The sequence below is a fragment of the Halobacillus sp. A1 genome, assembly GCF_024189295.1.
Taxonomy (GTDB): Bacteria; Bacillota; Bacilli; order Bacillales; family Halobacillaceae; genus Halobacillus_A.
Genome location: NZ_JAIZEN010000005.1, coordinates 107772 through 132381 on the forward strand (window position 1 = coordinate 107772; position 24610 = coordinate 132381).

The 24610-nt window shown below is 40.6% G+C and carries 25 protein-coding genes; 24 read left to right on the top strand and 1 reads right to left on the bottom strand.

Annotated elements, in window-relative coordinates:
• The first annotated feature begins 20 nt into the window (after nt 1-20).
• Both acpP and rnc read left to right on the top strand, forming a co-directional pair.
• Nucleotides 21-254 carry an acyl carrier protein gene (gene acpP, locus LF817_RS07345; RefSeq protein ID WP_253935143.1) on the top strand — a complete coding sequence of 78 codons (234 nt, stop codon included), beginning with the start codon at nt 21-23 and terminating at the stop codon, nt 252-254.
• Nucleotides 255-329: 75 nt separating this feature from the next.
• Nucleotides 330-1019: a ribonuclease III gene (gene rnc, locus LF817_RS07350; protein WP_253935144.1), complete on the top strand. Its 690-nt coding sequence runs from the start codon at nt 330-332 to the stop codon at nt 1017-1019.
• A 46-nt stretch (nt 1020-1065) separates the two neighbouring features.
• On the opposite strand, the gene LF817_RS07355 is transcribed toward rnc, so the two are convergent.
• Nucleotides 1066-1293 carry a DUF1128 domain-containing protein gene (locus LF817_RS07355; protein WP_253935145.1) on the bottom strand — a complete coding sequence of 76 codons (228 nt, stop codon included), beginning with the start codon at nt 1291-1293 and terminating at the stop codon, nt 1066-1068.
• A 236-nt stretch (nt 1294-1529) separates the two neighbouring features.
• Between LF817_RS07355 and smc the strand changes: the two genes are divergently transcribed.
• From smc to hslU, 22 genes are all read left to right on the top strand, one after another.
• Nucleotides 1530-5096 (top strand): chromosome segregation protein SMC, encoded by a 3567-nt coding sequence (gene smc, locus LF817_RS07360; protein WP_253935146.1) that lies wholly within the window; start codon nt 1530-1532, stop codon nt 5094-5096.
• A gap of 301 nt (nt 5097-5397) precedes the next feature.
• A complete protein-coding gene (ftsY, locus tag LF817_RS07365) occupies nt 5398-6396 on the top strand; it encodes a signal recognition particle-docking protein FtsY (protein ID WP_371925016.1) in 999 nt (332 codons plus the stop codon).
• Nucleotides 6397-6464: 68 nt separating this feature from the next.
• A complete protein-coding gene (locus LF817_RS07370; protein ID WP_253935148.1) occupies nt 6465-6794 on the top strand; it encodes a putative DNA-binding protein in 330 nt (109 codons plus the stop codon).
• Between the two features lie 13 nt (nt 6795-6807).
• Nucleotides 6808-8148, top strand: coding sequence for a signal recognition particle protein (ffh, locus tag LF817_RS07375; RefSeq protein WP_253935149.1), 1341 nt, complete (start codon nt 6808-6810; stop codon nt 8146-8148).
• An 87-nt stretch (nt 8149-8235) separates the two neighbouring features.
• The gene (gene rpsP, locus LF817_RS07380; RefSeq protein WP_253935150.1) at nt 8236-8508 is read left to right on the top strand and encodes a 30S ribosomal protein S16; all 273 of its coding nucleotides are present in this window, start codon (nt 8236-8238) and stop codon (nt 8506-8508) included.
• A 14-nt stretch (nt 8509-8522) separates the two neighbouring features.
• A complete protein-coding gene (locus LF817_RS07385; RefSeq protein WP_253935151.1) occupies nt 8523-8750 on the top strand; it encodes a KH domain-containing protein in 228 nt (75 codons plus the stop codon).
• Nucleotides 8751-8878: 128 nt separating this feature from the next.
• Entirely contained in the window at nt 8879-9265 is a 387-nt protein-coding gene (locus LF817_RS07390) for a YlqD family protein (RefSeq protein WP_253935152.1), read from the top strand.
• Nucleotides 9266-9272: 7 nt separating this feature from the next.
• Nucleotides 9273-9788: a ribosome maturation factor RimM gene (gene rimM / locus LF817_RS07395; protein ID WP_253935153.1), complete on the top strand. Its 516-nt coding sequence runs from the start codon at nt 9273-9275 to the stop codon at nt 9786-9788.
• Nucleotides 9788-10513 (top strand): tRNA (guanosine(37)-N1)-methyltransferase TrmD, encoded by a 726-nt coding sequence (gene trmD, locus LF817_RS07400; RefSeq protein ID WP_253935154.1) that lies wholly within the window; start codon nt 9788-9790, stop codon nt 10511-10513. The genes rimM and trmD overlap by 1 nt, the downstream gene beginning before the upstream one ends.
• A gap of 132 nt (nt 10514-10645) precedes the next feature.
• Nucleotides 10646-10990 (top strand): 50S ribosomal protein L19, encoded by a 345-nt coding sequence (gene rplS / locus LF817_RS07405; RefSeq protein WP_253935155.1) that lies wholly within the window; start codon nt 10646-10648, stop codon nt 10988-10990.
• 256 nt (nt 10991-11246) lie between these two features.
• Complete coding sequence (gene lepB / locus LF817_RS07410; RefSeq protein WP_253935156.1) at nt 11247-11795, top strand: signal peptidase I; 549 nt, start codon at nt 11247-11249, stop codon at nt 11793-11795.
• An 11-nt stretch (nt 11796-11806) separates the two neighbouring features.
• Nucleotides 11807-12649 (top strand): ribosome biogenesis GTPase YlqF, encoded by an 843-nt coding sequence (ylqF, locus tag LF817_RS07415; RefSeq protein WP_253935157.1) that lies wholly within the window; start codon nt 11807-11809, stop codon nt 12647-12649.
• Nucleotides 12650-12742: 93 nt separating this feature from the next.
• A complete protein-coding gene (locus LF817_RS07420; RefSeq protein WP_253935158.1) occupies nt 12743-13516 on the top strand; it encodes a ribonuclease HII in 774 nt (257 codons plus the stop codon).
• Between the two features lie 12 nt (nt 13517-13528).
• Nucleotides 13529-15379: a hypothetical protein gene (locus LF817_RS07425; RefSeq protein WP_253935159.1), complete on the top strand. Its 1851-nt coding sequence runs from the start codon at nt 13529-13531 to the stop codon at nt 15377-15379.
• On the top strand, nt 15376-15648 hold the full coding sequence (locus LF817_RS07430; protein ID WP_253935160.1) for an EscU/YscU/HrcU family type III secretion system export apparatus switch protein: 273 nt from the start codon (nt 15376-15378) through the stop codon (nt 15646-15648). The genes LF817_RS07425 and LF817_RS07430 overlap by 4 nt, the downstream gene beginning before the upstream one ends.
• A gap of 131 nt (nt 15649-15779) precedes the next feature.
• Nucleotides 15780-16940, top strand: a complete 1161-nt coding sequence (sucC, locus tag LF817_RS07435; protein ID WP_253935161.1) for an ADP-forming succinate--CoA ligase subunit beta — start codon at nt 15780-15782, stop codon at nt 16938-16940.
• Nucleotides 16941-16956: 16 nt separating this feature from the next.
• Complete coding sequence (sucD, locus tag LF817_RS07440; protein ID WP_253935162.1) at nt 16957-17859, top strand: succinate--CoA ligase subunit alpha; 903 nt, start codon at nt 16957-16959, stop codon at nt 17857-17859.
• Nucleotides 17860-17924: 65 nt separating this feature from the next.
• On the top strand, nt 17925-18803 hold the full coding sequence (dprA, locus tag LF817_RS07445) for a DNA-processing protein DprA (protein WP_253935163.1): 879 nt from the start codon (nt 17925-17927) through the stop codon (nt 18801-18803).
• A 153-nt stretch (nt 18804-18956) separates the two neighbouring features.
• A complete protein-coding gene (gene topA, locus LF817_RS07450; protein ID WP_253935164.1) occupies nt 18957-21032 on the top strand; it encodes a type I DNA topoisomerase in 2076 nt (691 codons plus the stop codon).
• A 681-nt stretch (nt 21033-21713) separates the two neighbouring features.
• A complete protein-coding gene (gene xerC, locus LF817_RS07455; protein WP_253935165.1) occupies nt 21714-22619 on the top strand; it encodes a tyrosine recombinase XerC in 906 nt (301 codons plus the stop codon).
• Between the two features lie 12 nt (nt 22620-22631).
• Nucleotides 22632-23177 carry an ATP-dependent protease subunit HslV gene (gene hslV / locus LF817_RS07460; protein WP_253935166.1) on the top strand — a complete coding sequence of 182 codons (546 nt, stop codon included), beginning with the start codon at nt 22632-22634 and terminating at the stop codon, nt 23175-23177.
• Nucleotides 23178-23190: 13 nt separating this feature from the next.
• Nucleotides 23191-24588 (top strand): ATP-dependent protease ATPase subunit HslU, encoded by a 1398-nt coding sequence (gene hslU / locus LF817_RS07465; protein ID WP_253935167.1) that lies wholly within the window; start codon nt 23191-23193, stop codon nt 24586-24588.
• The last annotated feature ends 22 nt before the right edge of the window (nt 24589-24610 follow it).

The window sequence follows — 24610 nt, forward strand, 5'->3', positions numbered from 1 at the left end:
TGAAGGGAGGTGAAGTTCCTATGGCAGATACATTTGAACGTGTAAAACAAATCATTGTCGATCGTCTTGATGCAGACGAATCAAAAGTAACAATGGAAGCTTCCTTCAAAGAAGACCTTGAAGCAGATTCTCTTGACGTTGTAGAATTAGTAATGGAGCTTGAGGACGAGTTTGATACGGAAATTTCTGACGAAGAAGCTGAAAAAATTAATACAGTTGGCGACGCTGTTAACTACATAAACAGCCAGTCGTAAACCTGGGATTGCTGTCTGTTACATACAGGCAGCCTTTCCTATATTGCAGATTAAAAGTAAAGGATTAGGTGAATTATGGAGGATTTTTCCAGTTTCCAAGAAAAAGTCAATATACATTTCAAAGACGTTTCGTTACTGGAACAAGCTTTTACCCATTCATCATATGTGAATGAGCATCGAAAGACAGATCGGGATGATAACGAACGCCTTGAATTTTTAGGTGACGCTGTTCTTGAATTGGGAGTATCTCAATACCTTTACCGCGAGTTTCCTAAAATGGCTGAAGGGGAATTGACAAAATTCCGTGCTTCCATCGTTTGTGAAGTATCCTTAGTGAAATTTGCGAACGATTTGAACTTCCAGGATTTGATTCTGCTTGGAAAAGGAGAAGAAATGACGGGAGGGCGCAATCGTCCAGCTTTATTAGCTGATGTATTCGAGGCATTTATCGGTGCGATCTATCTTGATAAAGGTTTTGATGAAGTGGTGCAATTTCTGCAGAAATATGTGTACCCTAAAATTAAAAGTGGTGCTTTTTCTCATGCGATGGATTTTAAAAGCCAGTTGCAAGAATACATTCAACGGGACAGGAACAGCAGGATTGAGTACGAGATTGTTGAAGAGAGAGGACCAGCCCATAGCCGGGAGTTTATTGCTCATGTAAGCGTGCAGCAGGAGACAGTCGGTATAGGGATTGGAAGAACCAAAAAAGAAGCAGAACAAAAAGCGGCTCAGCAGGCACTCATTAATCAAGGAGCTATATAAAAAGGACCGTATAGATGGTAAGGAAACATCTGTACGGTCCTTTTTGTTATGGCTGTTTACGATAAGCTCCTAATTCTTGAACGAAAGCTTGAATTTCAGAAACGCTCAGTTGGCCTTTTGATTGAATAATATCGTGAAGAGATTTAATTTCACTATACTTGTCTAAGTCATAATCTTCCGGGTCCATAATAGACCGGTTCACGACTTGGAGACGATCAGCCATATCGCCGATGATAATACTCAAATTATCGCGCGTAGGTTCTTGAAGACTCACAGTTTACCTCCTCGAAAAAAACTATATATAAGTAGTAAAACTCCTATAGGCGCAAAGCCTTAAGTAGAAAAGAAGCTTTTCTTAATTACTTATGATAAATTATTTCCTGGCATTTTTAAACCTTTGTTTTAGGAATTATAGTTAGTAAATAGCCCGATACCTACCGAAACCGCCTCTTTTATGATAAAATAGACGAGTTAAATTAGGAAGATTCGTAAATAAACAGGAGGATGAGTATGTTCCTCAAACGACTTGATACAGTAGGATTTAAATCATTCGCAGAGCGAATTACAGTAGATTTTGTAGAAGGTGTCACTTCAGTAGTTGGACCTAATGGCAGTGGAAAAAGTAATATTACGGACGCTATAAGGTGGGTGCTCGGGGAACAATCAGCACGCTCTTTGCGCGGAGCAAAAATGGAGGATATTATTTTTGCAGGCAGTGATACTAGAAAAGCTTTGAACATGGCTGAAGTCACCTTGACATTGAATAACGAAGAACAAACACTGCCTCTTGATTATCAAGAAGTTAGTGTAACGAGAAGAGTATTTCGATCAGGTGAAAGTGAATTTTATATAAATAATCAATCGTGCCGGTTAAAGGATATTGTTGACTTATTCATGGATTCTGGGCTGGGAAGGGAAGCCTTCTCGATCATTAGTCAGGGAAAAGTGGAAGAGATCCTAAGCTCTAAGGCGGAAGAACGCCGTTCAATATTTGAAGAGGCAGCCGGAGTACTTAAGTATAAACAACGTAAAAAGAAAGCAGAAAACAAGTTATTCGAAACACAGGAAAACTTAAACCGTGTGGAAGATATTATTCACGAAATCGATGGACAGCTTGAGCCTTTGAAAGAGCAGGCCTCTGTAGCCAAAGATTATCTGGATAAGAAGAAAGAATTGAAACATATAGAGATTTCGCTGCTTGTTACACAAATTGAATCGCTTCATAGTGAATGGGATGGATTATTGAACGAGCTTGAAGGCATTAAAGGTCAAGAGTCCGAGCAGCGGGCTGTCATGCTTGAGAAAGAAGCTGATATTGAAAAGAAACGTGATCATATCACAGCGCTCGATGAATCATTGGAAGATTTACAGGAAACCTTGCTTTCCCTTACTCAAGAGCTTGAAAGCTTAGAAGGAAAGAAAGAGCTTATGAAAGAACGCCATAAGCACTTTTCTGAAAATAAATCAAAACTTGAAGCGGAATATAAAGACCTTTCTTCTCAGGTTCAAGCGAAAAAGGAAACTGTTCAAAGAGAAAAGGAAAAGCTGGACGAATTCAAGCAGGAAAAACAAGTGGCTAAGTCAGAGATGAAGCAAACGACTGAAGCTCTTAATCAAGGAGCAGAAGATTTAGAAGCTCAAGTTGAAGACTTTAAAAGCGATTACATCGATCTTTTGAACGAACAAGCAGCTAAAAGGAATGAAAAGCAATCGCTTGAACAGCAGCTTATACAAATCGATAACAAAAAAGGATTACAGAAGAATAAATTTCAAGAATTGGATAAAGAGCGGGTGAAGCTTCAACAGTCGATTAATCCTCTGACTGAAGAAATCAAACAGCACCAAAAGCAGCGAGGCGAGCTGGAGCAGGGATTAACATCCTTGCAAAATGACTTGAAGGAAAACGAAGCTTCCTATGATGAATGGCAGCAGAAGCTTTATCAAGGGTACCAGCACTTAGAAAAACTCCGCTCCAAAAAAGAAATGCTAGAGGAAATGAAGGAAGATTTTTCAGGCTATTACCATGGGGTAAGGGAAGTGCTGAAAGCTCGTGAGAACTCTAGCCTTCAAGGTATCGAAGGTGCAGTGCTTGAAGTGATAGACATCCCCTCAAACCTGATCACTGCAATAGAAACAGCATTAGGAGCTCAAGCCCAGCACGTGATAGTAAAAGATGAACAGGCGGGAAGAAATGCGATTCACTGGCTGAAGAAAAACAATAAAGGCAGAGCGACATTACTGCCTTTGACTACAATCCAGCCTAGATATATACAGGGACAAGCTGCACAAACACTATCCACACTAAAAGGGCACGTAGGCATTGCCGCTGATTTAATACAATATGATGCGCTTTACAATCCAGCAATCAAGCATTTGCTGGGTCATATAGTGATTGCGGAAACACTGGAAGACGCAAACACTATTGCCGCTAAACTTAACAGGAAATTCCGTATTGTAACGCTGGATGGCGACGTTGTAAATCCGGGCGGATCCATGTCTGGGGGAGCTCAGAAGAAGTCGAACCAATCCTTGTTTACACGCGAAAAAGAGCTGCAGGAATTAACTGAAAAGATCACGACTTTCGACTCAAAGGCAAAAGGAGTCGAAACCAAGGTCCAAAATTTAAAACAAACAATCGCGGTTCAAACAAGCGAAGTAGAAAAGCTTCACAATCAACTTGATCAAATAAAGAGTAAGGAATTCGAAAACCAATCTTATAAACGAGAGCTTCAAATCAAATTGGACCATCTTAATGACCAACTGACTCTGTATGATCAGGATCAATCCCAATTTAAAGAAGACAAACAAAAAATGGACGAGCGCTTGCGTTTCCTTGATGAGGGTCTTAATGAGCTGAACACAAAACTTGAGGAAGTACAGCTTAAGATCGACGAATTAAATGTTGCCAAAGAGCAGCAAAAAGAAGATGAAGCGAATTTAAGAGATCGTCACCAGCAGCTTCATGTGAAATTGGTGGAAAAAGAATCAGCTGTAAAAAATCAGCAGGAAAAATTCAGCCGGCTTCAATCTGAATTAAGAAAACTGCAAGATTCTCTGAGTCAAACTCAGAAATCATATGATCAGCTCATTGAAGTAGTTGATTCCAATCAAACGGAAGAAGAAGTTACAGAAAACATTCAAATGGCCAAACATAGAAAAGAGAAAACAACGAACCATATTCAAGACCGTCGAAAAGAAAGAAACAGCCTTTCTCAATTCGTTCACGACGAGGAACAGGTGTTGAAAGAGGTCAAACGCAGGCATCAAAACTATGTACAGGACATACAGCAAAAGGAAGTAAGGGCTAACAGGCTGGATGTAGAACTAGAGAATATGCTTCAATATTTGCAAACTGAATATACAACCACCTTTGAAAGAGCTCAAAGCGAGTATCCGCGAGTCGAAAACGTAGATCAAGCTTCAACTCAGGTTAAGTTGATTAAGCGCGGTATCGAAGAACTGGGTACGGTTAATTTAGGGTCCATTGATGAATATGACCGGATTGTTGAGCGTTATGATTTTCTTACAGGTCAGCAGTCGGATCTGATAGAAGCAAAAGAAACACTGCATTCTATAATTAACGAAATGGACCACGAAATGAAAAGGCGGTTTGAAGATACGTTTACTAAGATCAGAAGTGAATTCGGGTCTGTGTTCAAAGATTTGTTTGGCGGTGGGCAAGCGGATTTGAAGCTTACTAATCCAGAGGATATGTTAGAAACTGGAGTGGACATCGTTGCACAGCCTCCTGGCAAAAAGCTGCAGAACTTAAGCTTGCTTTCAGGTGGTGAACGAGCGCTGACTGCTATTGCGCTCTTATTCTCAATATTGAGGGTTCGTCCAGTTCCTTTCTGTGTTCTCGATGAAGTGGAAGCAGCTTTGGACGAAGCGAATGTGGACCGTTTTGCACGGTTCTTAAAAGAATTCAGTCAGCAGACTCAATTCATTGTCATAACTCACCGAAAAGGGACAATGGAAGAATCTGATGTTTTATATGGAGTGACTATGCAGGAGTCGGGGGTTTCCAAACTCGTATCTGTGAGATTAGAAGAAACCCCGAGTTTAATAGAGGCGTAGAAAGGAAGATTGGATGGGTTTTTTTAAGAAACTTAAAGAGAAATTTGTAATTGAACCGGAAGAAGTAAAGGAAGAGAAAGATCAGATAGAATCTGGAAAGGAAAAGGATGATGAAGAGCCCCTTGAAACCGACTTTGAAGAATTAAAAGGGGAAACTACTCACGAAGACGATTTTAATAGTGAATTAGAGGAATCTGAAATAGAAGACGAAGAAAGTGTAATTGAGGTTGAAGAACCCCTTGACCCTGAATTGTTATCAATGCCTGAAGACTACTTTAATGAACCTGAAGTTGAGGAAGAGATGCCTTCAGAAGATTTGGTTGAAGCAAAGAAGGAAGCCTCCATTGCAACGAAATTCAGAGATGGACTAGCTAAGACAAGAAATTCTTTTTCTACAAAAATCAATGATCTAGTTGCGCGTTACAGAACAGTGGATGAGGACTTCTTTGAGGAATTGGAAGAGGTATTGATATCAGCAGATGTCGGCGTAAGTGCGGTAATGGAAATAATCGAAGAGCTGGAAATGGAAGTAAAACGACGTAATATTAAGGATACTAAACATGTAAAGGAAGTCATTTCTGAGAAACTTGTTGAATTGTATTACGGTGACGATCAAGAGGACATTGAAGAGCTGAAAGTAAACGATGGTAGTCTTACCGTTTATTTGTTCGTCGGCGTTAATGGTGTTGGGAAAACGACGACGATCGGAAAGCTTGCTCATCAACTTAAATCTGAAGGCAAGCAAGTGACTCTTGCAGCGGGCGATACTTTCAGAGCGGGGGCGATTGATCAGCTGGATGAATGGGGTAAACGTGCCGGCGTTCACGTTGTCAAACATAGTGAAGGCAGTGACCCGGCAGCAGTTATTTTTGATGGTATAAAATCGGCGAAGTCTAAAGGCTCAGATATCTTGATTTGTGATACGGCCGGCCGACTGCAAAATAAGGTCAATCTTATGAATGAACTGTCCAAAGTCAAACGCGTCATTGAACGAGAAATCCCTGATGCCCCTCATGAAGTGCTTCTCGTACTGGATGCAACGACTGGACAAAACGCGATGAGCCAGGCGAAAACATTCGCAGAAGCTACTGATGTATCCGGCATCGTTCTCACGAAGCTTGATGGAACAGCTAAAGGCGGAATCGTCTTAGCAATACGAAATGAATTAAAAATTCCAGTGAAGCTCGTAGGACTTGGTGAAAAAGTGACTGACCTGGAGAGATTTGATGCCGATGCCTTTGTGTATGGTCTTTTCGCTGATATAATCGATGAAGAGGAATCTTCAGAACTGGAGTCTTGACACAGCCTGAACATCTCAGGTAGTATTTTAATGTAAAGGCAATTCACTTAACAAGGAGTGATAAGAACGTGCTTGAGAAAACGACACGAATCAATTATTTACTTGATTTCTATCAATCCTTACTCACTCCAAAGCAGCGCAACTATATGGAGCTCTATTATTTAGAGGATTATTCTTTAGGCGAGATTTCGGAGAACTTTGATGTTTCAAGGCAGGCTGTTTATGATAACATTAAACGGACAGAAGCCATGCTAGAAGAATATGAAAATAAGCTCCACTTGTATGATAAATTCGAAAAACGCCAGAAAGTTTTTCGTGAAATCGAGAAAACCTCAGACAAGCCAGTCGAGCAAAAGAGTATCCAGAAATGGCTTCAACAATTACAAGACTTAGAATAGGAGGGTTCCTTCGATGGCGTTTGAAGGTTTATCCGACCGTTTACAACAATCGATACAGAAGATCAAAGGAAAAGGAAAAGTATCTGAACAAGATGTAAAAGAAATGAGCCGGGAAGTAAGGCTTGCCCTTTTAGAGGCGGATGTTAATTTTAAAGTTGTAAAGGACTTTGTTAAAAAAATCCGAGAGCGTGCGGTAGGACAAGAAGTCATGGGGAGTTTAACTCCTGGACAGCAAGTTATTAAGATAGTTAAAGAAGAACTGACCTATTTAATGGGGGAAGAAGAAAGTAAAATCGCCGTAGCCAAACGTCCACCAACGGTCATCATGATGGTAGGACTTCAAGGTGCAGGTAAAACAACTACCACTGGGAAACTAGCTAACCTTTTACGTAAGAGTTACAATCGTAAGCCTTTACTTGCTGCAGCAGATGTTTATCGACCTGCAGCTATTCAGCAATTAGAAACTCTTGGACGTCAATTGGATATGCCTGTTCACTCTCAAGGCACTGAAGCCGATCCGGTCGATATTGCTAAACAAGCAGTAGAGCAAGCTAAGGAAGAACATCACGACTATGTCATTATCGATACAGCCGGCCGTCTTCATGTCGATGGAGAATTAATGGGAGAATTACAGCGGATTAAAGAAGCTGTAGTCCCAGATGAAATCTTCCTTGTTGTGGATGCCATGACAGGTCAGGACGCCGTAAATGTTGCGGAAAGTTTTGATGATCAGCTCGATATAACCGGAGTTCTGTTGACTAAACTTGACGGCGATACGAGAGGCGGCGCAGCTTTATCAATTAAAGCAGTGACTGGTAAACCAATTAAATTTGCTGGTATGGGCGAAAAGCTGGATCAGCTGGAGCCGTTTCACCCTGAAAGAATGGCTTCCCGGATTTTAGGTATGGGTGATATGCTGACGCTTATAGAAAAAGCTCAGACGCAGGTGGATGAAAAGCAAGCGAAAGACATGGAGTCAAAGATGCGCAATGCCACCTTTACGTTCGAAGATTTTCTTGAGCAGATGGACCAAGTTAAAAACATGGGGCCTTTAGACGAGCTGATCAATATGATCCCAGGAGCTAATAAAATGAAGGGGCTGCAGAACGCATCTTTTGATGACAAACAGATCGTACACGTCGAAGCCATTATTCAATCGATGACTAAAAAGGAACGTCAAGACCCTTCTCTTATGAACGCAAGCCGTAAGAAACGGATAGCTAAAGGTTCCGGCCGTTCCGTATCAGAAGTGAACAGGCTGCTTAAACAGTTTGAGGATATGAAAAAAATGATGAAACAGATGAGTAACACCAAAGGGAAAAAGGGTAAAGGAATGAAATTTCCTTTTATGTAATGTAAAAACCCTTTACACACATCGAAACATCTGCTAGAATCTAAACTTGTGTGAAACATTTATGAATTATAATGGAGGTTGTTAAATATGGCAGTTAAAATTCGCCTGAAGCGTATGGGGTCAAAACGTAACCCATTTTATCGTGTAGTAGTAGCTGATTCACGTGCACCTCGTGATGGACGTTTTATTGAACAAATTGGAACTTATAATCCTGTAGCTAACCCAGTACATGTTGATATCGATGCTGAAAAAGCTATGGATTGGATGTCTAATGGTGCAAAGCCAAGTGACACTGTTCGTAACCTGTTTTCAAACGAAGGAATCATGAAGCAGTTCCACGACAAAAAAAACAATAAGTAAAGTAGTGTGATACCATGGAAGCCTTGATTCAAACGATCGTTACACCGCTTGTAGATCATCCAGAAGAGATCAAAGTTAACGTTAAGGAAGAAGATCATAAGATTGTTTACCACTTAACAGTTCACAACGAAGATGTTGGTAAGGTGATTGGAAAGAACGGTCGAATAGCAAAGGCTATTCGGACGGTAGTTTATGCAGCAGGCTCTGATTCAAAAAAAAGAATCTATTTGGATATCATGTGAAGAGAGAGGGAGAGGGCTAACCTTTCCCTTTTTTTAATCTATATTACACCTTAAATTTTAAATAAGTTACTCAACAGAGACTGATCTGAGTCTGTTTTTAAATAAAATTAATATGAGGCAGGAATTCCATGCAAATTATCAAACGAATACCCGTCAAGCAGATCTTAACGGAAACGAGCAGACAAGCATTGAAGGATCGTTTTAATAAGAAGTATGAACAACTAGAGAATGAATGCCAGCAATTGATGTTTGAACAGAAAAAGGTAGAACGTAACAAAGAGTATAACTTAACGGAAATTCGTCAAAAATTTAATAAAGAAATCCATCTCCGTAAGGAAAGAATGAAGAGATTGCAATATCAGACGTCTCAGCTAGAGACATTGCAAGATGGCCAGGAATTAAAAGTTGACGAAGTAGAAACCGTTGTAAATATAGAAGAAGGCGATCATTACGATGAACTGTTAAAAGATCGTCAAATTGTAATTAAAGATGGAATTGTCATACGAGCGAGGTAGATTTAAAATGAATGATCCATTGTATAATGTAGGACAAATCATTAATACTCATGGTATTAAAGGGGAAGTGAAGGTTCGTCGTATCACAGATTTCGATGAGCGCTTCCGGCCCGGACAGCAGTTATATTGGGTAAGCGAGGACAAGCCGCTGGTAGAACTTGTAGTAAAAAGCCATAGGGTCCATAAAGGATTCGATTTGGTAACCTTCGAAAATCATCATTCTATAAATGATGTAGAGGGTTATCGTAATGGCTATTTGAAAGTGTCTTCTAGTGTTCATGAGGAACTGGACGAACATGAGTTTTACTTTCATGAAATTATAGGTTCTACGGTTTATTTGACTTCAGGAGAAAAGCTTGGAGTAGTAAAAGAAATATTAACCCCGGGTGCTAATGATGTATGGGTCGTGCAGCGTGAAGGTGCTAAAGATCTTCTCATTCCTTATATAGAGGATGTCGTCAAAGATATAGACACTGAATCTAAGGAAATTACAATCGATCCAATAGAAGGGCTGCTAGACTGATGCATATCGATATCCTAACGTTATTTCCTGAAATGTTTTCTGGGGTGATGGATGAGTCGATTATGAAGCGTGCCAAAGAAAAAGGTGCCTTCACTTACAACACAGTCAATTTCAGGGAGTACACAGACAATAAGCATCAAAAAGTGGATGATTACCCTTATGGCGGTGGAGCAGGACTGGTGTTAACGCCACAGCCGATTTTTGATGCAGTTGAGCAGACAAAGTCTAAGCAGCAATCAAACCCGAGAGTTGTGCTCATGTGCCCTCAAGGCGAGCCTTACTCCCAGAAAAAAGCTGAGGAGCTTTCAAAAGAAGATCATCTTATCTTTTTGTGCGGTCATTATGAAGGTTATGACGAAAGGGTTAGACAAGAGCTTGTAACTGATGAGATTTCTATTGGTGACTATGTATTAACAGGCGGCGAATTAGGAGCCATGGTAGTGATTGATTCAGTTGTCAGGTTATTGCCCGATGTATTAGGAAATGAGCAATCAGCACCACAAGACTCTTTCTCAAACGGATTGCTGGAGCATCCGCATTACACGAGGCCGCGGGAATTCAGAGGACATAAAGTCCCCGACGTACTTCTTTCTGGCAATCATGCCAAAATAGATGAATGGCGTCATTATCAGTCTCTAAAAAGAACATTCCTCAGGCGTCCTGATTTGCTTAGGGATCGGGAATTGACCTCTAAGGAAAGAAAGTGGCTGGACGATTGGAAATGATCTGCAACCTGTTGCAGAATTTAGCTTTCTATGATATATTATCAGTTGTGCTCAAACGTACGGTTTGTGCCTAGAACGATGTTCCGCTTTCTCATAGAAGATATGAGCATTAGTTAAGAAGGAGTGAAGAAAATGCAACAATTAATTCATGACATTACGAAGGAACAGCTTCGTACAGACCACCCGAACTTCCGACCAGGTGACACTGTTAAAGTACACGTGAAGGTTGTCGAGGGTAACCGTGAACGTATTCAGGTATTCGAAGGTGTTGTTATCAAGCGTCAAAACGGGGGAATCAGTGAAACATTTACAGTACGTAAGATTTCTTACGGCGTTGGTGTTGAGCGTACATTCCCAGTACATTCACCAAGAATCGCTAAAATTGAACGTTCCCGTCGTGGTAAAGTACGTCAAGCGAAGCTATACTACTTGCGTAATCTACGCGGTAAAGCTGCACGTATTAAAGAAATTATCTAATTTAGCAGAAAGGAGCTTGCATTCGTCAAGCTCCTTTTTTCTAAATTTCTAATTTAAAATATACATATTTCTCACTGTAAAGCGTGTCTTGGCCGTCAAGACGCCTCCGCATTTCGATTGTCCAGCTGCGAGGGGCAGGCCTTCGTGACATAAGCGATCTCCCTGCGTGAAGGAAGAGCGCTTCACTCCGTGAGCTTGCTTATGCATGTCAGGCCTGACCGCCCCTCTCCGCATTTCTTTTAAAGGAGCTACTTGTATGAAGAAACAATGGTTAGAATGGGTGAAGGCTTTAGCGATAGCTGCGTTATTGGCTATTGTTATTCGTGTATTTTTATTTGCGCCTGTTATTGTAGAAGGTCCTTCGATGTCGCCTAATTTGCATGATGGTGATCATTTAATTGTTAGTAAAATCAATTATTCTTTAGGGAAACCTGATCGGTTTGATGTGACTGTTTTCCACGCCAGTGATCAGCAGGATTTTATAAAGCGTGTGATAGGGCTGCCTGGTGACGAGGTGGCAATGCAGGGTGATGAGCTTTATATTAATGGTGAGGTAGTTGAAGAGCCTTACTTGGAAGATAGTAAAGAAGAAGCCGCTGAGGGTGAATTAGTAACTGAAGATTTCACAATAGACGAGCTTCCCGGAGGACACTCTGAAGTCCCTGAAGACCATGTTCTCGTATTAGGAGATAACCGTGATAATTCCACTGACAGTCGCGCAATCGGAATGGTGTCTTACGATCAGTTGGTAGGAGTCGGGTTGTTTACTTATTGGCCTTTCAACAGAATCGGCCTCGTGAACTAAGGAGGAAAAGTATGGCGATTCAATGGTATCCAGGCCACATGGCCAAAGCAAGAAGAGAAGCTGAGGAAAAGCTGAAACTGGTTGATTTTGTGATTGAACTAGTTGATGCAAGGGCTCCTCATTCTTCAGAGAATCCAGTGCTTCATCAGCTGCTTCAGAATAAACCGAAAATGGTCGTTCTGATGAAAAAGGATTTGGCAGATGCGCGGATTACTGAACAATGGATTCAATATTATAATGAACAAAATATAGCAGCATTAGCTATTGAAGCTAACAATAAAAAAGATATTCAGCGAGTGATTCATCTTGCAAAGGAATTAGGTAAATCTAAAATGGAAAAGCTGCAAGCTAGAGGGGTAAGACCCCGTGCCCTCCGTGCTATGATATTAGGTATTCCTAATGTAGGGAAATCCACTTTAATCAATCGTCTAGCGAACAAGAAGACAGCAATCACCGGAGATAAGCCAGGAGTAACTAAGAAACAGCAGTGGATCAAAGTGAAAAAAGACTTTGAGTTACTGGATACACCAGGTATTTTGTGGCCTAAGTTCGAGGAAGAGGAAATTGGCTATCGTTTAGCTGCGATCGGTACAATCAAAGACACCATACTTCCTAAAGAAGATGTGGCTGCCTATATTTTAGATTACGTGAGCAGCCATTACCCTGAATTGCTGGAACAAAGGTATGGATTTCAATCATATGATGACATTATGTTCGCTTTTGAACAAATCGGAAAAAAACGAGGGTGTCTTGAATCAGGTGGAGTGATCAATTTTGAACAGACCTCTGATGTCATTCTCCAGGACTTGCGGTCCGGTAAAATTGGATTGATTAGCTTTGAAAGACCAGATTAAGCTGGAAAACGCAATGTGGAAAATATCCTCTTGCGTTTTTTCTTATTTACATATGTTATTGAAAGACCGATATAACTAACGTGGAGTGATACTGTGGAATTTACATATACCATCAAGGATCTTAAGAATAAATTTGAAAATGAATCTCTTAGTGAAGAAGAGTTGAAGACTTTTCGGGAAGATGAAAGAAAAGGTGTGCAAAAACTAATTGCCCAATACGATAAAAAAGCGGAGCAGCAGCAATTGCTGAAGCGAAAATTTCAAGAGATGATGCATCACGAAAACGTAAGTAAACAACAAGGGAAATTGTGTATTGCTGGAATTGATGAAGCTGGAAGAGGTCCTCTTGCAGGACCTGTAGTTGCCTCCGCAGTAGTCCTGCCAGATAATTTTTACCTGCCTGGAATTAACGATTCCAAACAATTATCCCTATCTAAAAGAGAAGAATATTTTATCCATATCAATCAGCATGCGGAGGTAGGAGTGGGTATTGTATCAAGTCAGGAAATTGATGAAATCAATATTCATAATGCAACAAAACTGGCGATGAATAGAGCAGTAGAGAATCTTACCCACCGCCCTGATCATTTGTTAATAGACGCCATGAGTTTAAGTGATGCAGGCTGTACTCAGCAGTCTCTAATAAAAGGGGATGAAAAGAGTGTCTCTATCGCTGCTGCAAGCATTATCGCTAAAGTAACCCGTGATCGTATGATGCAGGAATTAGCCGAGACATATCCATCTTATGATTTCCATTCGAATCAAGGATATGGTACAAAAAACCATCTTGATGCGTTGAAAAAGCATGGGCCTACCCCTCATCACAGGAGAAGCTTTTCTCCTGTAAAGGCAAGCATGTCTTCTTAGGAGGAAATGTATATGAATCCAACAGTGAGTGCACTTTTCAAATCTTTACATCAATTGCCCAATGCTGGAAAAACACCTTCGATGAAAAAAGGACAATTGATTTCTGCGAAAATCAGTAAGATTTTGCCCGAAAATCAAGCGATTCTAAACATGGGTGGTACACAAGTGAAAGCTCAATTGGAAATGCCATTGATTAAAGGAGAGCGCTACGTGCTGCAAGTAAAGGAGACGAATGAACTACCTCATCTTAGCTTAGTATCACAAAAGCCTTTTTCAATTGAATGGATACGCTCTCTAATTAAAGAAGCAGGGGCAAAACCCTCTGAAAAGAATGTGGAGCTGCTTCGTCATTTGTTTCAAAATGGCGCTTCTTTAACAAAAGATGAGGTTTTTCAAGCTTTAAATTTATTCAGGAAATTTGGAGGACGATCGCAAACTAAAGATGTCCTCACTCACATACTTCGAAACCAAATGCCTATGAAAGAAAGTGTTTTTCTAGCATTGTCCTCACGTGAAAGCCTATCTTCGGCACTTTCTCAAGATAGGAATTTAGTAAACACCGGAGATCAACGCCTTAAAGAAATAATAGGAATCCTCGGAGGGAAATCCTCTCCGGTCACTTTGCTGCAATCGCTGAGTAGTCGACTTCTTCATGAAACAAGTATCAATAAGCGAAACACATTCCTTTTTTTGCAAAAAGCTGAGATAATCTCCCCTGAACTCAGTTTTGAAAAGTTCCAACAAGAGGTTGCCAAGTGGAGAGGACAGTCCAACGGTGCCTTAACATTGGATGAAGCTTTACAGTCTATCAAAAAGGGTAGTGAGTCTCCATTTCCTGCTTTGCCATCACCACGATTACTACCTACAATGGTAAACAATGTATTTAAAGAGCAGCTCCCTATTTCAAGCAGAGAAATGTTTTCATTGAAAGATTGGCTGACTCAAGCTGAGAAAGCGATGAACCTTTCTTCGGCAAACCTCTCTTCCGATTTTGTAAATCGATTTCAAGCTTTACATCAAAACCTTGCAGATACTCTAGTATTTAAGAAATTGGATCATCACATTGGTCAAGATTTTACAATTCTACGAAAGCAACTCGATCAGCTTCTTTTACATAACGGGTCAAGGCCTGTTGAGTTATCAAGAGAAATAGTCGGCAAGCTTCAAACCCTTTTAGATAAACAAATGCCAGAGAGTGTCCGACCGCAATTGGTAGAATGGGCGTTCAAAGCTCAACCTACTGCTTCAGAATTTACGAAGGAAGCTTTTCTATTGAAAATAAAAGCAATGCTGCACCTGTCAGGAATCAACGATGAGGCCATCATACATAGAGATGTTCAACAAAATGCAAGCGTTCAAAGAGAATCGACTTTAAAATCCTTAGTTGTACAAAGCTTACAAGATGACTCTGTGGTGAACACAAAACCTGAAGTTCTAAAGCAGTTGCTGAACATCTTGAATGGAATGCAATTGACTTCCCAGCAAGATCATGGGCAAATGCTGCAGCTGGCTTTTCATATTCCTTCAATTTCTCAGGATGCATACGTAAATATTGAAGGAAAAAAGAACAATGAAGGAATAATCGATCCTGACTCCTGTCACATACTTTTCTATTTAGATTTAAAGCATTTAAAAGAAACTGTCATTGATTTAATGATTGTGAAGCGGCAAGTTACTTTGACGGTTTATAATGAAAACGAAATGACACCTATCCTGACCAAGGAACATAAAGGGAAGTTGGAAATAGGATTGGAAAAGCTGGGATATTCGTTGCTCTCCATTAATGTAAAAGGGGGACATCCATTAAATCAAGCAGCGAGTTTTGTGAATTCAGAACACACAGGAGTGGATTTCCGGATATGAATCAGAAGAGAAAAGAAGCGATAGCACTAGGATACGATTCAACTAAACATACGGCACCTAAAATCAAGGCAAAAGGAAAAGGGTTTGTCGCTGAAAAAATATTAGAGAAAGCTAAAGAAGAAGGGGTTCCCGTACAGGAGGACCCAACTATGGTTGAATTACTGTCCCAGCTTAATATTAACGAGCAGATTCCCGAAGAACTTTACCATGTGGTGGCAGAAGTTTTCGCCTTCATATATCAAGCAGATCAAAAAGCAGGAAAAAATTAATGGTTTGTTTACATAATGTTGTGTAAGTGAACTAGTTTGAATTTTTCGACAGATGAACAGCTTACTGTGGACAATTGATGACATTTTTTTATACAATGAAAATGCAGTGAAATTTGATGGGAGGATGAAACATGAATATTCATGAGTATCAAGGTAAGCAAATTATGAGCGATTTTGGTGTACCAGTGCCAAAAGGCTTTGTGGCATATTCTGTAGATGAAGCTGTAGAAGCGGCTAAGAAGCTGGATAGCAGTGTCACTGTAGTGAAAGCGCAAATCCACGCAGGCGGACGAGGCAAGGCTGGTGGAGTTAAGATTGCTAAAAATCTTGACGAAGTGCGTACATACGCTGATGAAATACTGGGTAAAACGCTTGTAACCCATCAGACCGGTCCTGAAGGTAAAGAAGTTAAGCGCTTACTAATCGAAGAAGGCTGTGACATTAAAAGTGAGTACTATGTCGGCTTAGTATTAGACCGTGCAACTAGTAAAGTGACAATGATGGCTTCTGAAGAAGGCGGTACAGAAATCGAAGAAGTCGCTGAGAAAACTCCAGAAAAAATCTTTAGAGAAGTCATTGATCCAGTCACCGGAATGACTCCTTACCAGGCACGTCGTCTAGCTTTCAACATTAATATTCCAAAGGAAGCAGTAGGTAAAGCGGTTAAATTTATGCTTGGCCTATACGATGTTTTCGTTCAAAAGGATTGTTCCATTGCGGAAATCAACCCGCTGGTAACTACTGGTGACGGAAATGTATTGGCATTAGATTCTAAATTGAATTTCGATGATAATGCTCTATATCGTCAAAAAGATATTGCAGACCTTCGTGACTTTGATGAAGAAGATCCAAAAGAAGTGGAGGCTTCTAATTTTGACTTGAGCTACATTGCTCTAGATGGAAACATCGGGTGTATGGTCAACGGTGCAGGACTTGCTATGGCTACGATGGATACGATCAAGCACTATAGCGGTGATCCGGCAAACTTCTTGGATGTCGGTGGTGGAGCAACTACTGAAAAGGTTACAGAAGCCTTTAAAATCATTCTTTCTGACGATAATGTTAAAGGAATTTTTGTGAACATTTTCGGAGGAATTATGAAATGTGACATCATTGCGGAAGGTGTAGTTGAAGCGACAAAACAAATTGGCTTAACACTGCCGCTGGTCGTTAGATTAGAAGGTACGAATGTTGAAGCCGGGAAGAAAATTCTCGATGAATCCGGATTGAACATTACTTCAGCAGACTCCATGGCAAACGGTGCTCAAAAAATCGTAGAACTAGTAAAGTAGAAAGGCGGGGAATGGAATGAGTGTATATATTAATAAAGATACAAAAGTAATTGTGCAAGGGATTACTGGCTCAACAGCCCTTTTTCACACGAAACAAATGGTCGAATATGGTACACAAATCGTAGGTGGGGTAACACCTGGTAAAGGCGGTACAGAAGTAGAAGGGATTCCTGTGTTTAATACAGTTTCTGAAGCCGTAGAAAAAACAGGTGCCAACGCTTCCGTTATTTACGTTCCAGCACCATTCGCTGCTGATGCCATTATGGAAGCGACAGATGCGGAGCTTGATTTGGCAATCTGTATTACTGAACATATTCCGGTACTTGACATGGTGAAAGTGAAACGGTTTATGGAAGGTAAGAAAACTAGACTTGTAGGACCGAACTGTCCGGGTGTCATTACTCCTGATGAATGTAAGATTGGAATTATGCCTGGCTACATCCACAAAAAAGGCCACGTAGGCGTAGTTTCCCGTTCTGGTACTTTGACTTATGAAGCTGTACATCAGTTGTCAGAAGCAGGTCTTGGACAGTCTACGGCTGTTGGTATCGGCGGAGATCCAGTTAACGGTACAGATTTCATCGATGTCTTAAAGGCATTCAATGAAGATAGTGATACTGAAGCTGTCATTATGATCGGTGAGATTGGCGGAACAGCTGAAGAAGAAGCTGCAGAGTGGGTGAAAGCCAATATGTCTAAGCCTGTCGTAGGGTTTATCGGCGGACGCACTGCGCCTCCAGGAAAGCGTATGGGCCATGCAGGCGCTATTATTTCCGGTGGTAAAGGAACAGCTGATGAGAAAATCCGTGTCATGAATGAGTGTGGAATTGAAGTGGCTGAAACTCCTTCCGTTATGGGAGAGACGTTAATCGATGTTTTGAAAAAAGAAAACTTATATGAAAAATGTAAAACTCATTAATAGCTTGAAAACCGTGTCTAATCAGGCACGGTTTTCCTTATAATTTATGGAAATGAGGATGGTACATGAACTTGCAAAAAGAAGCATTAATTACATTGCACGATTGCCCATACGTCACCAGATCTATGCTTAAAAGAATGATGAAAATTGAAGGACTTCTTACATCTCTCCCCAGCTTGACTCCTGCTGAAATCACAAAAGAGACATCTCTCCCCCTGGAACGTTCTGCGGCTATTTTCAAATACATCGAGAATCCCAATATAATGAAGAAACTCGACATAAATCGATCCCAATATAAGTTTATTACACTATTTGATAAAGAATATCCAGCTGTTTTGAGAAATATCCCCGATCCCCCTCTTGTTCTTTATGCTTCAGGCCGCATAGACCACCTTCAGATTCCATTAAATTTAAGTGTAGTCGGTACTCGAACACCCTCTCAATACGCTTACCCTTCCATGAGAAAGATCATTGATCCGCTAGTCCAATCAAAATTTAATATAGTCAGTGGAATGGCGATGGGTATCGATCAATTTGCACACAAAATCGCCATAATGAATAAAGGGACGACAATCGCTGTCATCGGTTCAGGTTTCCATCACTTATATCCGAGAAATGATATGAATTTATTTGATAAGATTGCATCAGAACAGCTTTTACTAAGCGAATACCCGCCTGACCGTCCAGCCCGCAAGCACCATTTTCCTGAGAGGAACCGTATCATTTCTGGCCTTTCGGAAGCCGTGTTAGTAATTGAAGCGAGGTTAAAAAGCGGTTCTTTAATTACCGTCGATCAGGCGCTGGAACAGGGAAAAGATGTTTATGCTTTACCAGGGCCGATCGGATCACCTACGAGTGAAGGATGCCATCAAATTATAAAGCAAGGTGCACAGTTAGTTCATAGCTGCGCTGACATTATAAAAGGATACTGTGAGAAAAATTAAAATTTTCCTAAAATAGTACGTATGATTAGGTGCAGAGCAGCTTATTCTATACAAAAATGGGGTAGTCAGTTTGACAAACGGTTTCATTGTATTTAATAATAGGGAAGATTTGTGATATATATAAACAGAGAAACCTCTATGGGAGGAAACTACATGGCAGATTATCTTGTAATCGTTGAATCACCAGCCAAAGCTAAAACGATTGAACGTTACCTTGGAAAAAAATATAAAGTGAAAGCATCATTAGGACACGTAAGGGACTTACCAAGAAGTCAAATGGGAGTCGACGTTGAAAATGAATTTGAACCGAAATATATAACCATACGCGGGAAAGGTCCCGTTTTAAAAGAATTGAAAACCGCAGCGAAAAAAGCAAAACGCGTCTACCTCGCAGCTGACCCCGACCGCGAAGGGGAAGCTATTGCCTGGCATTTGGCACACAGCTTGGATATAGATGATAAATCCAAATGCAGAGTCGTATTTAATGAAATTACAAAAGAGGCAATTAAAGATTCATTTAAACAGCCTAGAACGATAGATTCTGATTTGGTCGATGCTCAGCAAGCCAGGCGGATACTAGATCGGCTGGTCGGATATAATATAAGTCCGATTTTATGGAAAAAGGTGAAAAAAGGATTGAGTGCCGGACGGGTTCAATCTGTAGCTGTAAAAATCATAATCGACCGTGAGAATGAAATTAAAAATTTTCAGCCGGAAGAATATTGGTCCATTGATGCTGAGTTTTTAAAGGATCAGGAGCTTTTTGAAGGGTTTTTTTATGGGATCGACGGCAAGAAAAAAGAATTGAAAACGGAAGAGGACGTCAAGAAAATTCAAAGTCAAATGAAGGGTGACGATTTTTCTGTTGATAAAGTCAATAAAAGAGAAAGAAAGCGTAACCCATCACAACCCTTTACGACGTCCTCCTTACAACAAGAAGCCGCACGTAAATTAAATTTCAGGGCTAAGAAAACGATGATGGTTGCCCAACAACTTTATGAAGGAATCGATTTGAAAGGAAAGCAGGGAATTACAGGCCTGATCACTTACATGAGAACTGATTCCACCAGACTTTCCAACACTGCTAAAGAGGATGCAAAACAATATATTGAAAATAACTTCGGTAATGAATTTCTAGCAAATCCAAGTGGTGGCAAAAAGCAGGGCGGGGCCCAGGATGCTCACGAAGCAATTCGACCTACTGGCGCGGATAGAGATCCGAAAGCTATGAAAAGCCTTCTTTCACGAGATCAATATCGTTTGTATAAATTGATTTGGGACCGATTCATAGCAAGCCAGATGGCTCCAGCTATATTAGACACCATGACCGTACACTTGTATAACCAGGGTGTAGAGTTCAGAGCCACTGGATCTAAAGTGAAGTTTAAAGGTTTTATGAAAGTGTACATCGAGGGAACAGACGATGATAAGAAAGAAAAAGATAAGTTGCTGCCTGATTTAGAAGAGGGAATGATCGTCAAGGCTCAAGCGATTAAACCCAATCAGCATTTCACCCAGCCGCCACCAAGGTATACGGAGGCACGTCTTGTAAGAACTCTCGAAGAATTAGGGATTGGCCGGCCTTCGACATATGCGCCTACGCTTGACACCATTCAGCGACGGGGATACGTAGCATTAGATAACAAACGTTTTGTACCAACTGAACTTGGAGAAATCGTTTTGGAGCAGCTGAAGGAGTACTTCCCTGAGATCATTGATGCTGGTTTTACGAAAGACATGGAAGATGACTTAGACTCGGTGGAAGAAGGAAAACAAGACTGGGTCTCGATTATCTCTGAATTTTACCAGGGTTTTCAGCCAAGACTTGAAAAAGCTGAAAAAGAAATGGAAGAAGTTGAAATCAAAGATGAACCTGCAGGCATCGAATGTGAGAAATGCGGGCATGAATTGGTATACAAAATGGGGCGTTACGGAAAATTCTTAGCTTGTTCTAATTTTCCTGAGTGCAGAAACACGAAACCTATTTTGAAAAAAATCGACGTCACTTGTCCTAAATGTAACGAGGGTGAAGTCGTTGAGAGAAAAAGTAAGAAAAACCGTAAGTTCTACGGATGTGAAAGATATCCTGAGTGTGACTTTATTTCATGGGATAAACCGATCTCAAGACCGTGTCCTAAATGTGAGCAATTGTTGGTAGAGAAGAAAGCGAAAAAAGGAACACAAATTCAATGTACAAATTGTGATTATAAAGAAGAACAACAATCGTAAAGACCAAAACGCAAACCTATGGTAAGCAATATACCATAGGTTTTTTCATTTAACCTATGGTAATAATAGGTGTCTAATTTACATAAAATTATTATTTAATGATACGTCAGGATTATTAAATACTCGATTTCGAAACATTTGGCGGGTAGATCGGTGTGGATGGGAATAGCTCGCTTTCCGGAAGACCGCAGTAAACATACCTGGATTGGAATGAAAAGGGTTTGTAGTGGGAGGTTTCTTTAAGCTTTTTTCTGAAGAATTCGTAAGTTATCTTCCCAAACCTAAGAGAACACAGAAGGATCCTTTGGAAAGAGAGTATATGCTGAGATCCCACAAGGCATTAGCCTGGCCCGTCTAAGAAAGAGGTGAGTACCTCAGCAGGCGAGTACCTAGGAAGCTCACCCCATGCCCATGGTAAGCGAGCCATATGAACAACACGGAAATTTAACAAACCTTCATTTAAAATAATTGACACCGTTCGACATGACGGCTATAATTACCGTTTGGTAAGAGTATTTACTTGACAGTTATTTCAAAAAGATATGTTTATTTTCCATTGACTCAGCCGTATAATAGGTTAGGTGAATATAAAACAATTCAGAATTTTATTACAATTGGTTTAAATTCATTGTTATAATAGTGAATAGTGTGATAGAATTTAAACGCTTTAAGAGGTGAACTATGACAACGCTTCTTCATCAAAAAGAATTGTTTGTGGAATATTTGCAAATAGAAAAAAATGCATCATCGTTAACCATTGAACAGTATAAGAACGATATTGAAGGATTTTTCGGTTTCATGACAGCAGAGAATATACATTCCCTGACAGACGTAGATTTTTCCTTCATCAGAGTCTATCTATCCACTCTTCATGATAAGGAGCTGTCAAGAAGAAGTATCTCAAGAAAGCTTTCATGTTTGCGTAGTTTTTATAGGTTTCTTGAAAGAGAGAGGTACGTAACCAATAATCCATTTTTGAATGTTCGGATGCCGAAAAGTGAAAATCCTATTCCTGAGTTTTTTTACGAGGAGGAGCTTGAACATCTATTTGAAGTAAGTGACTTATCATCTCCTCTAGGTCAACGAAATCAAGCCATTCTTGAACTGCTTTATGGAACGGGTATGCGAGTAAGTGAGTGTGAGCAGCTTGAAATAAAAGATGTCGACTTTTCATTAACTACTTTACTCGTTCGAGGTAAAGGCCGCAAAGAGAGGTTCATCCCTTTTGGAAGTTTTGCAGAAGAAGCATTGAAACGCTACTTAAAAGACGGACGCAACACTCTTATAAAAGAGGAAAGTGCTTCATCCCGTTTATTCTTGAACAATAGAGGCGGTCCATTAACAGCACGAGGAATCCGGACGATATTGGATAAGATGGTTAAGGATGCCGCATTAACGATAGACATTCACCCTCATAAATTAAGGCATTCGTTTGCTACTCACCTGTTAAACGGGGGGGCTGATCTTCGTTCGGTTCAGGAACTATTAGGACATGAGCACCTATCTTCGACTCAAATATATACTCACGTAACGAAGGACCGGCTGAAAGACGTATACATGAACAGCCATCCGCGCGCAAATAAGTAATGAGGTGATCATATGGATCAACAGTTTCATGCTACAACGATCTTTGCTGTACAGCATAACGGCCAATCAGCGATGAGCGGTGACGGGCAAGTAACTTTAGGAAATCAAGTGGTCATGAAGCATAAAGCGGTCAAAGTCCGCAGACTATACAACGAGCAAGTTCTCGCTGGATTTGCCGGCTCTGTAGCTGATGCCTTTACACTCTTTGAAAAATTTGAAGCTAAACTTGAAGCTTATGACGGTAATTTAGCTCGCGCATCTGTAGAATTAGCTAAAGAATGGCGGAGTGATCAAGTCTTAAGAAAACTTGAAGCGATGTTAATTGTCATGAATAAGGAAAAAATGTTTCTAGTCTCAGGAACTGGGGAAGTTATAGAACCGGATGACGGCATATTAGCCATTGGCTCTGGCGGTAACTATGCGCTGAGCGCGGGCCGTGCATTGAAAAGATACTCACCAGAGAAGTCGGCCAGACAAATCGCCCATGCTGCGCTTGAAATAGCTGGGGAAATATGTGTGTTTACTAACGACCAGATCACTTTAGAGGTCCTGGAATGAGGAGGTTTGTATCGTGTCTATTGATTTAACTCCAAAACAAATAGTCGAGCGGTTGGACAAATATATAATAGGTCAGACAGATGCGAAGAAATCCGTTGCTGTAGCTTTGCGAAACAGGTATCGTCGTATGAAGTTGACGGATGATTTGAAGAACGAAGTCGTTCCTAAAAACATTTTGATGATGGGTCCTACAGGAGTAGGTAAAACGGAAGTAGCAAGGAGACTGGCCAAGCTGGTAGGAGCTCCTTTTGTAAAAGTGGAAGCTACTAAATTTACCGAAGTCGGGTACGTCGGCCGTGATGTTGAATCAATGGTGCGTGATCTCGTTGAAATGGCTGTAAGAATGGTAAAGGAACAGAAAATGGAATCTGTGAAGGGCAAAGCTGAAGAGCAGGCGAATAAGCGATTAGTCAAATTGCTTGTTCCTTCTAAGAAAAAGCAGGGCAACACAATGAAAAACCCTTTTGAAATGCTTTTCCAGCAAAACGAAAACGAGTCAACACAGAAGGAAAATGCGGATGAGGAAACGGAAGTAGAATCGAAAAGAAAACGTATCAAACAGCAGCTGGATTTAGGTGAACTTGAGGACCATATGGTTACTGTAGAGATAGAGGAGTCACAATCTTCCATGTTTGATATGATGCAAGGATCGGGAATGGAGCAGATGGGTATGAATATGCAGGATGCCTTCAGCCAATTCATGCCAAAGAAAAAGAAAAAGCGCAGACTCCCTGTCAATGAAGCTCGTAAAGTCCTGACTCAGGAAGAAGCTCAAAAACTCGTGGATATGGATGAAATTGGCCAGGAAGCGGTAGAAAAGGTCGAACAATCAGGCATGATCTTTATCGACGAAATCGATAAAGTAGCTGCCAAGGGAGAAAATCAGGGCAACGTTTCAAGAGAAGGTGTCCAGCGTGATATACTTCCAATCATCGAAGGGTCGACCATCGTCACAAAATATGGGCCGGTTTCCACCGATCATATTTTGTTCATCGCTGCAGGAGCCTTCCATATGGCTAAACCTTCCGACTTGATCCCGGAATTGCAAGGACGATTTCCGATTCGGGTAGAGTTAAATAAATTGACTGTGGAGGACTTCAGAAGTATTTTGATCGAGCCTTCCAATGCTCTAATCAAACAATATAAAGCCCTTCTTGAAACAGAAGGTATAAAGGTGGAATTTTCTGACGATGCTATTACTAGGATTGCGGAAATCGCTTATGAAGTGAACCAGGAAACGGATAACATTGGCGCCCGAAGACTTCATACGATCCTTGAAAAGCTTTTGGAGGATCTATCGTTCGAAGCTCCGGATGTTACACTGGAAACAATTGAAATAACCCCTCAATACGTAGAGAGCAAGCTTGCTACTATTGTTAAAAATAAAGACTTAAGCAGATTCATACTATAACGTACTCGCAAGGAGGAACAAC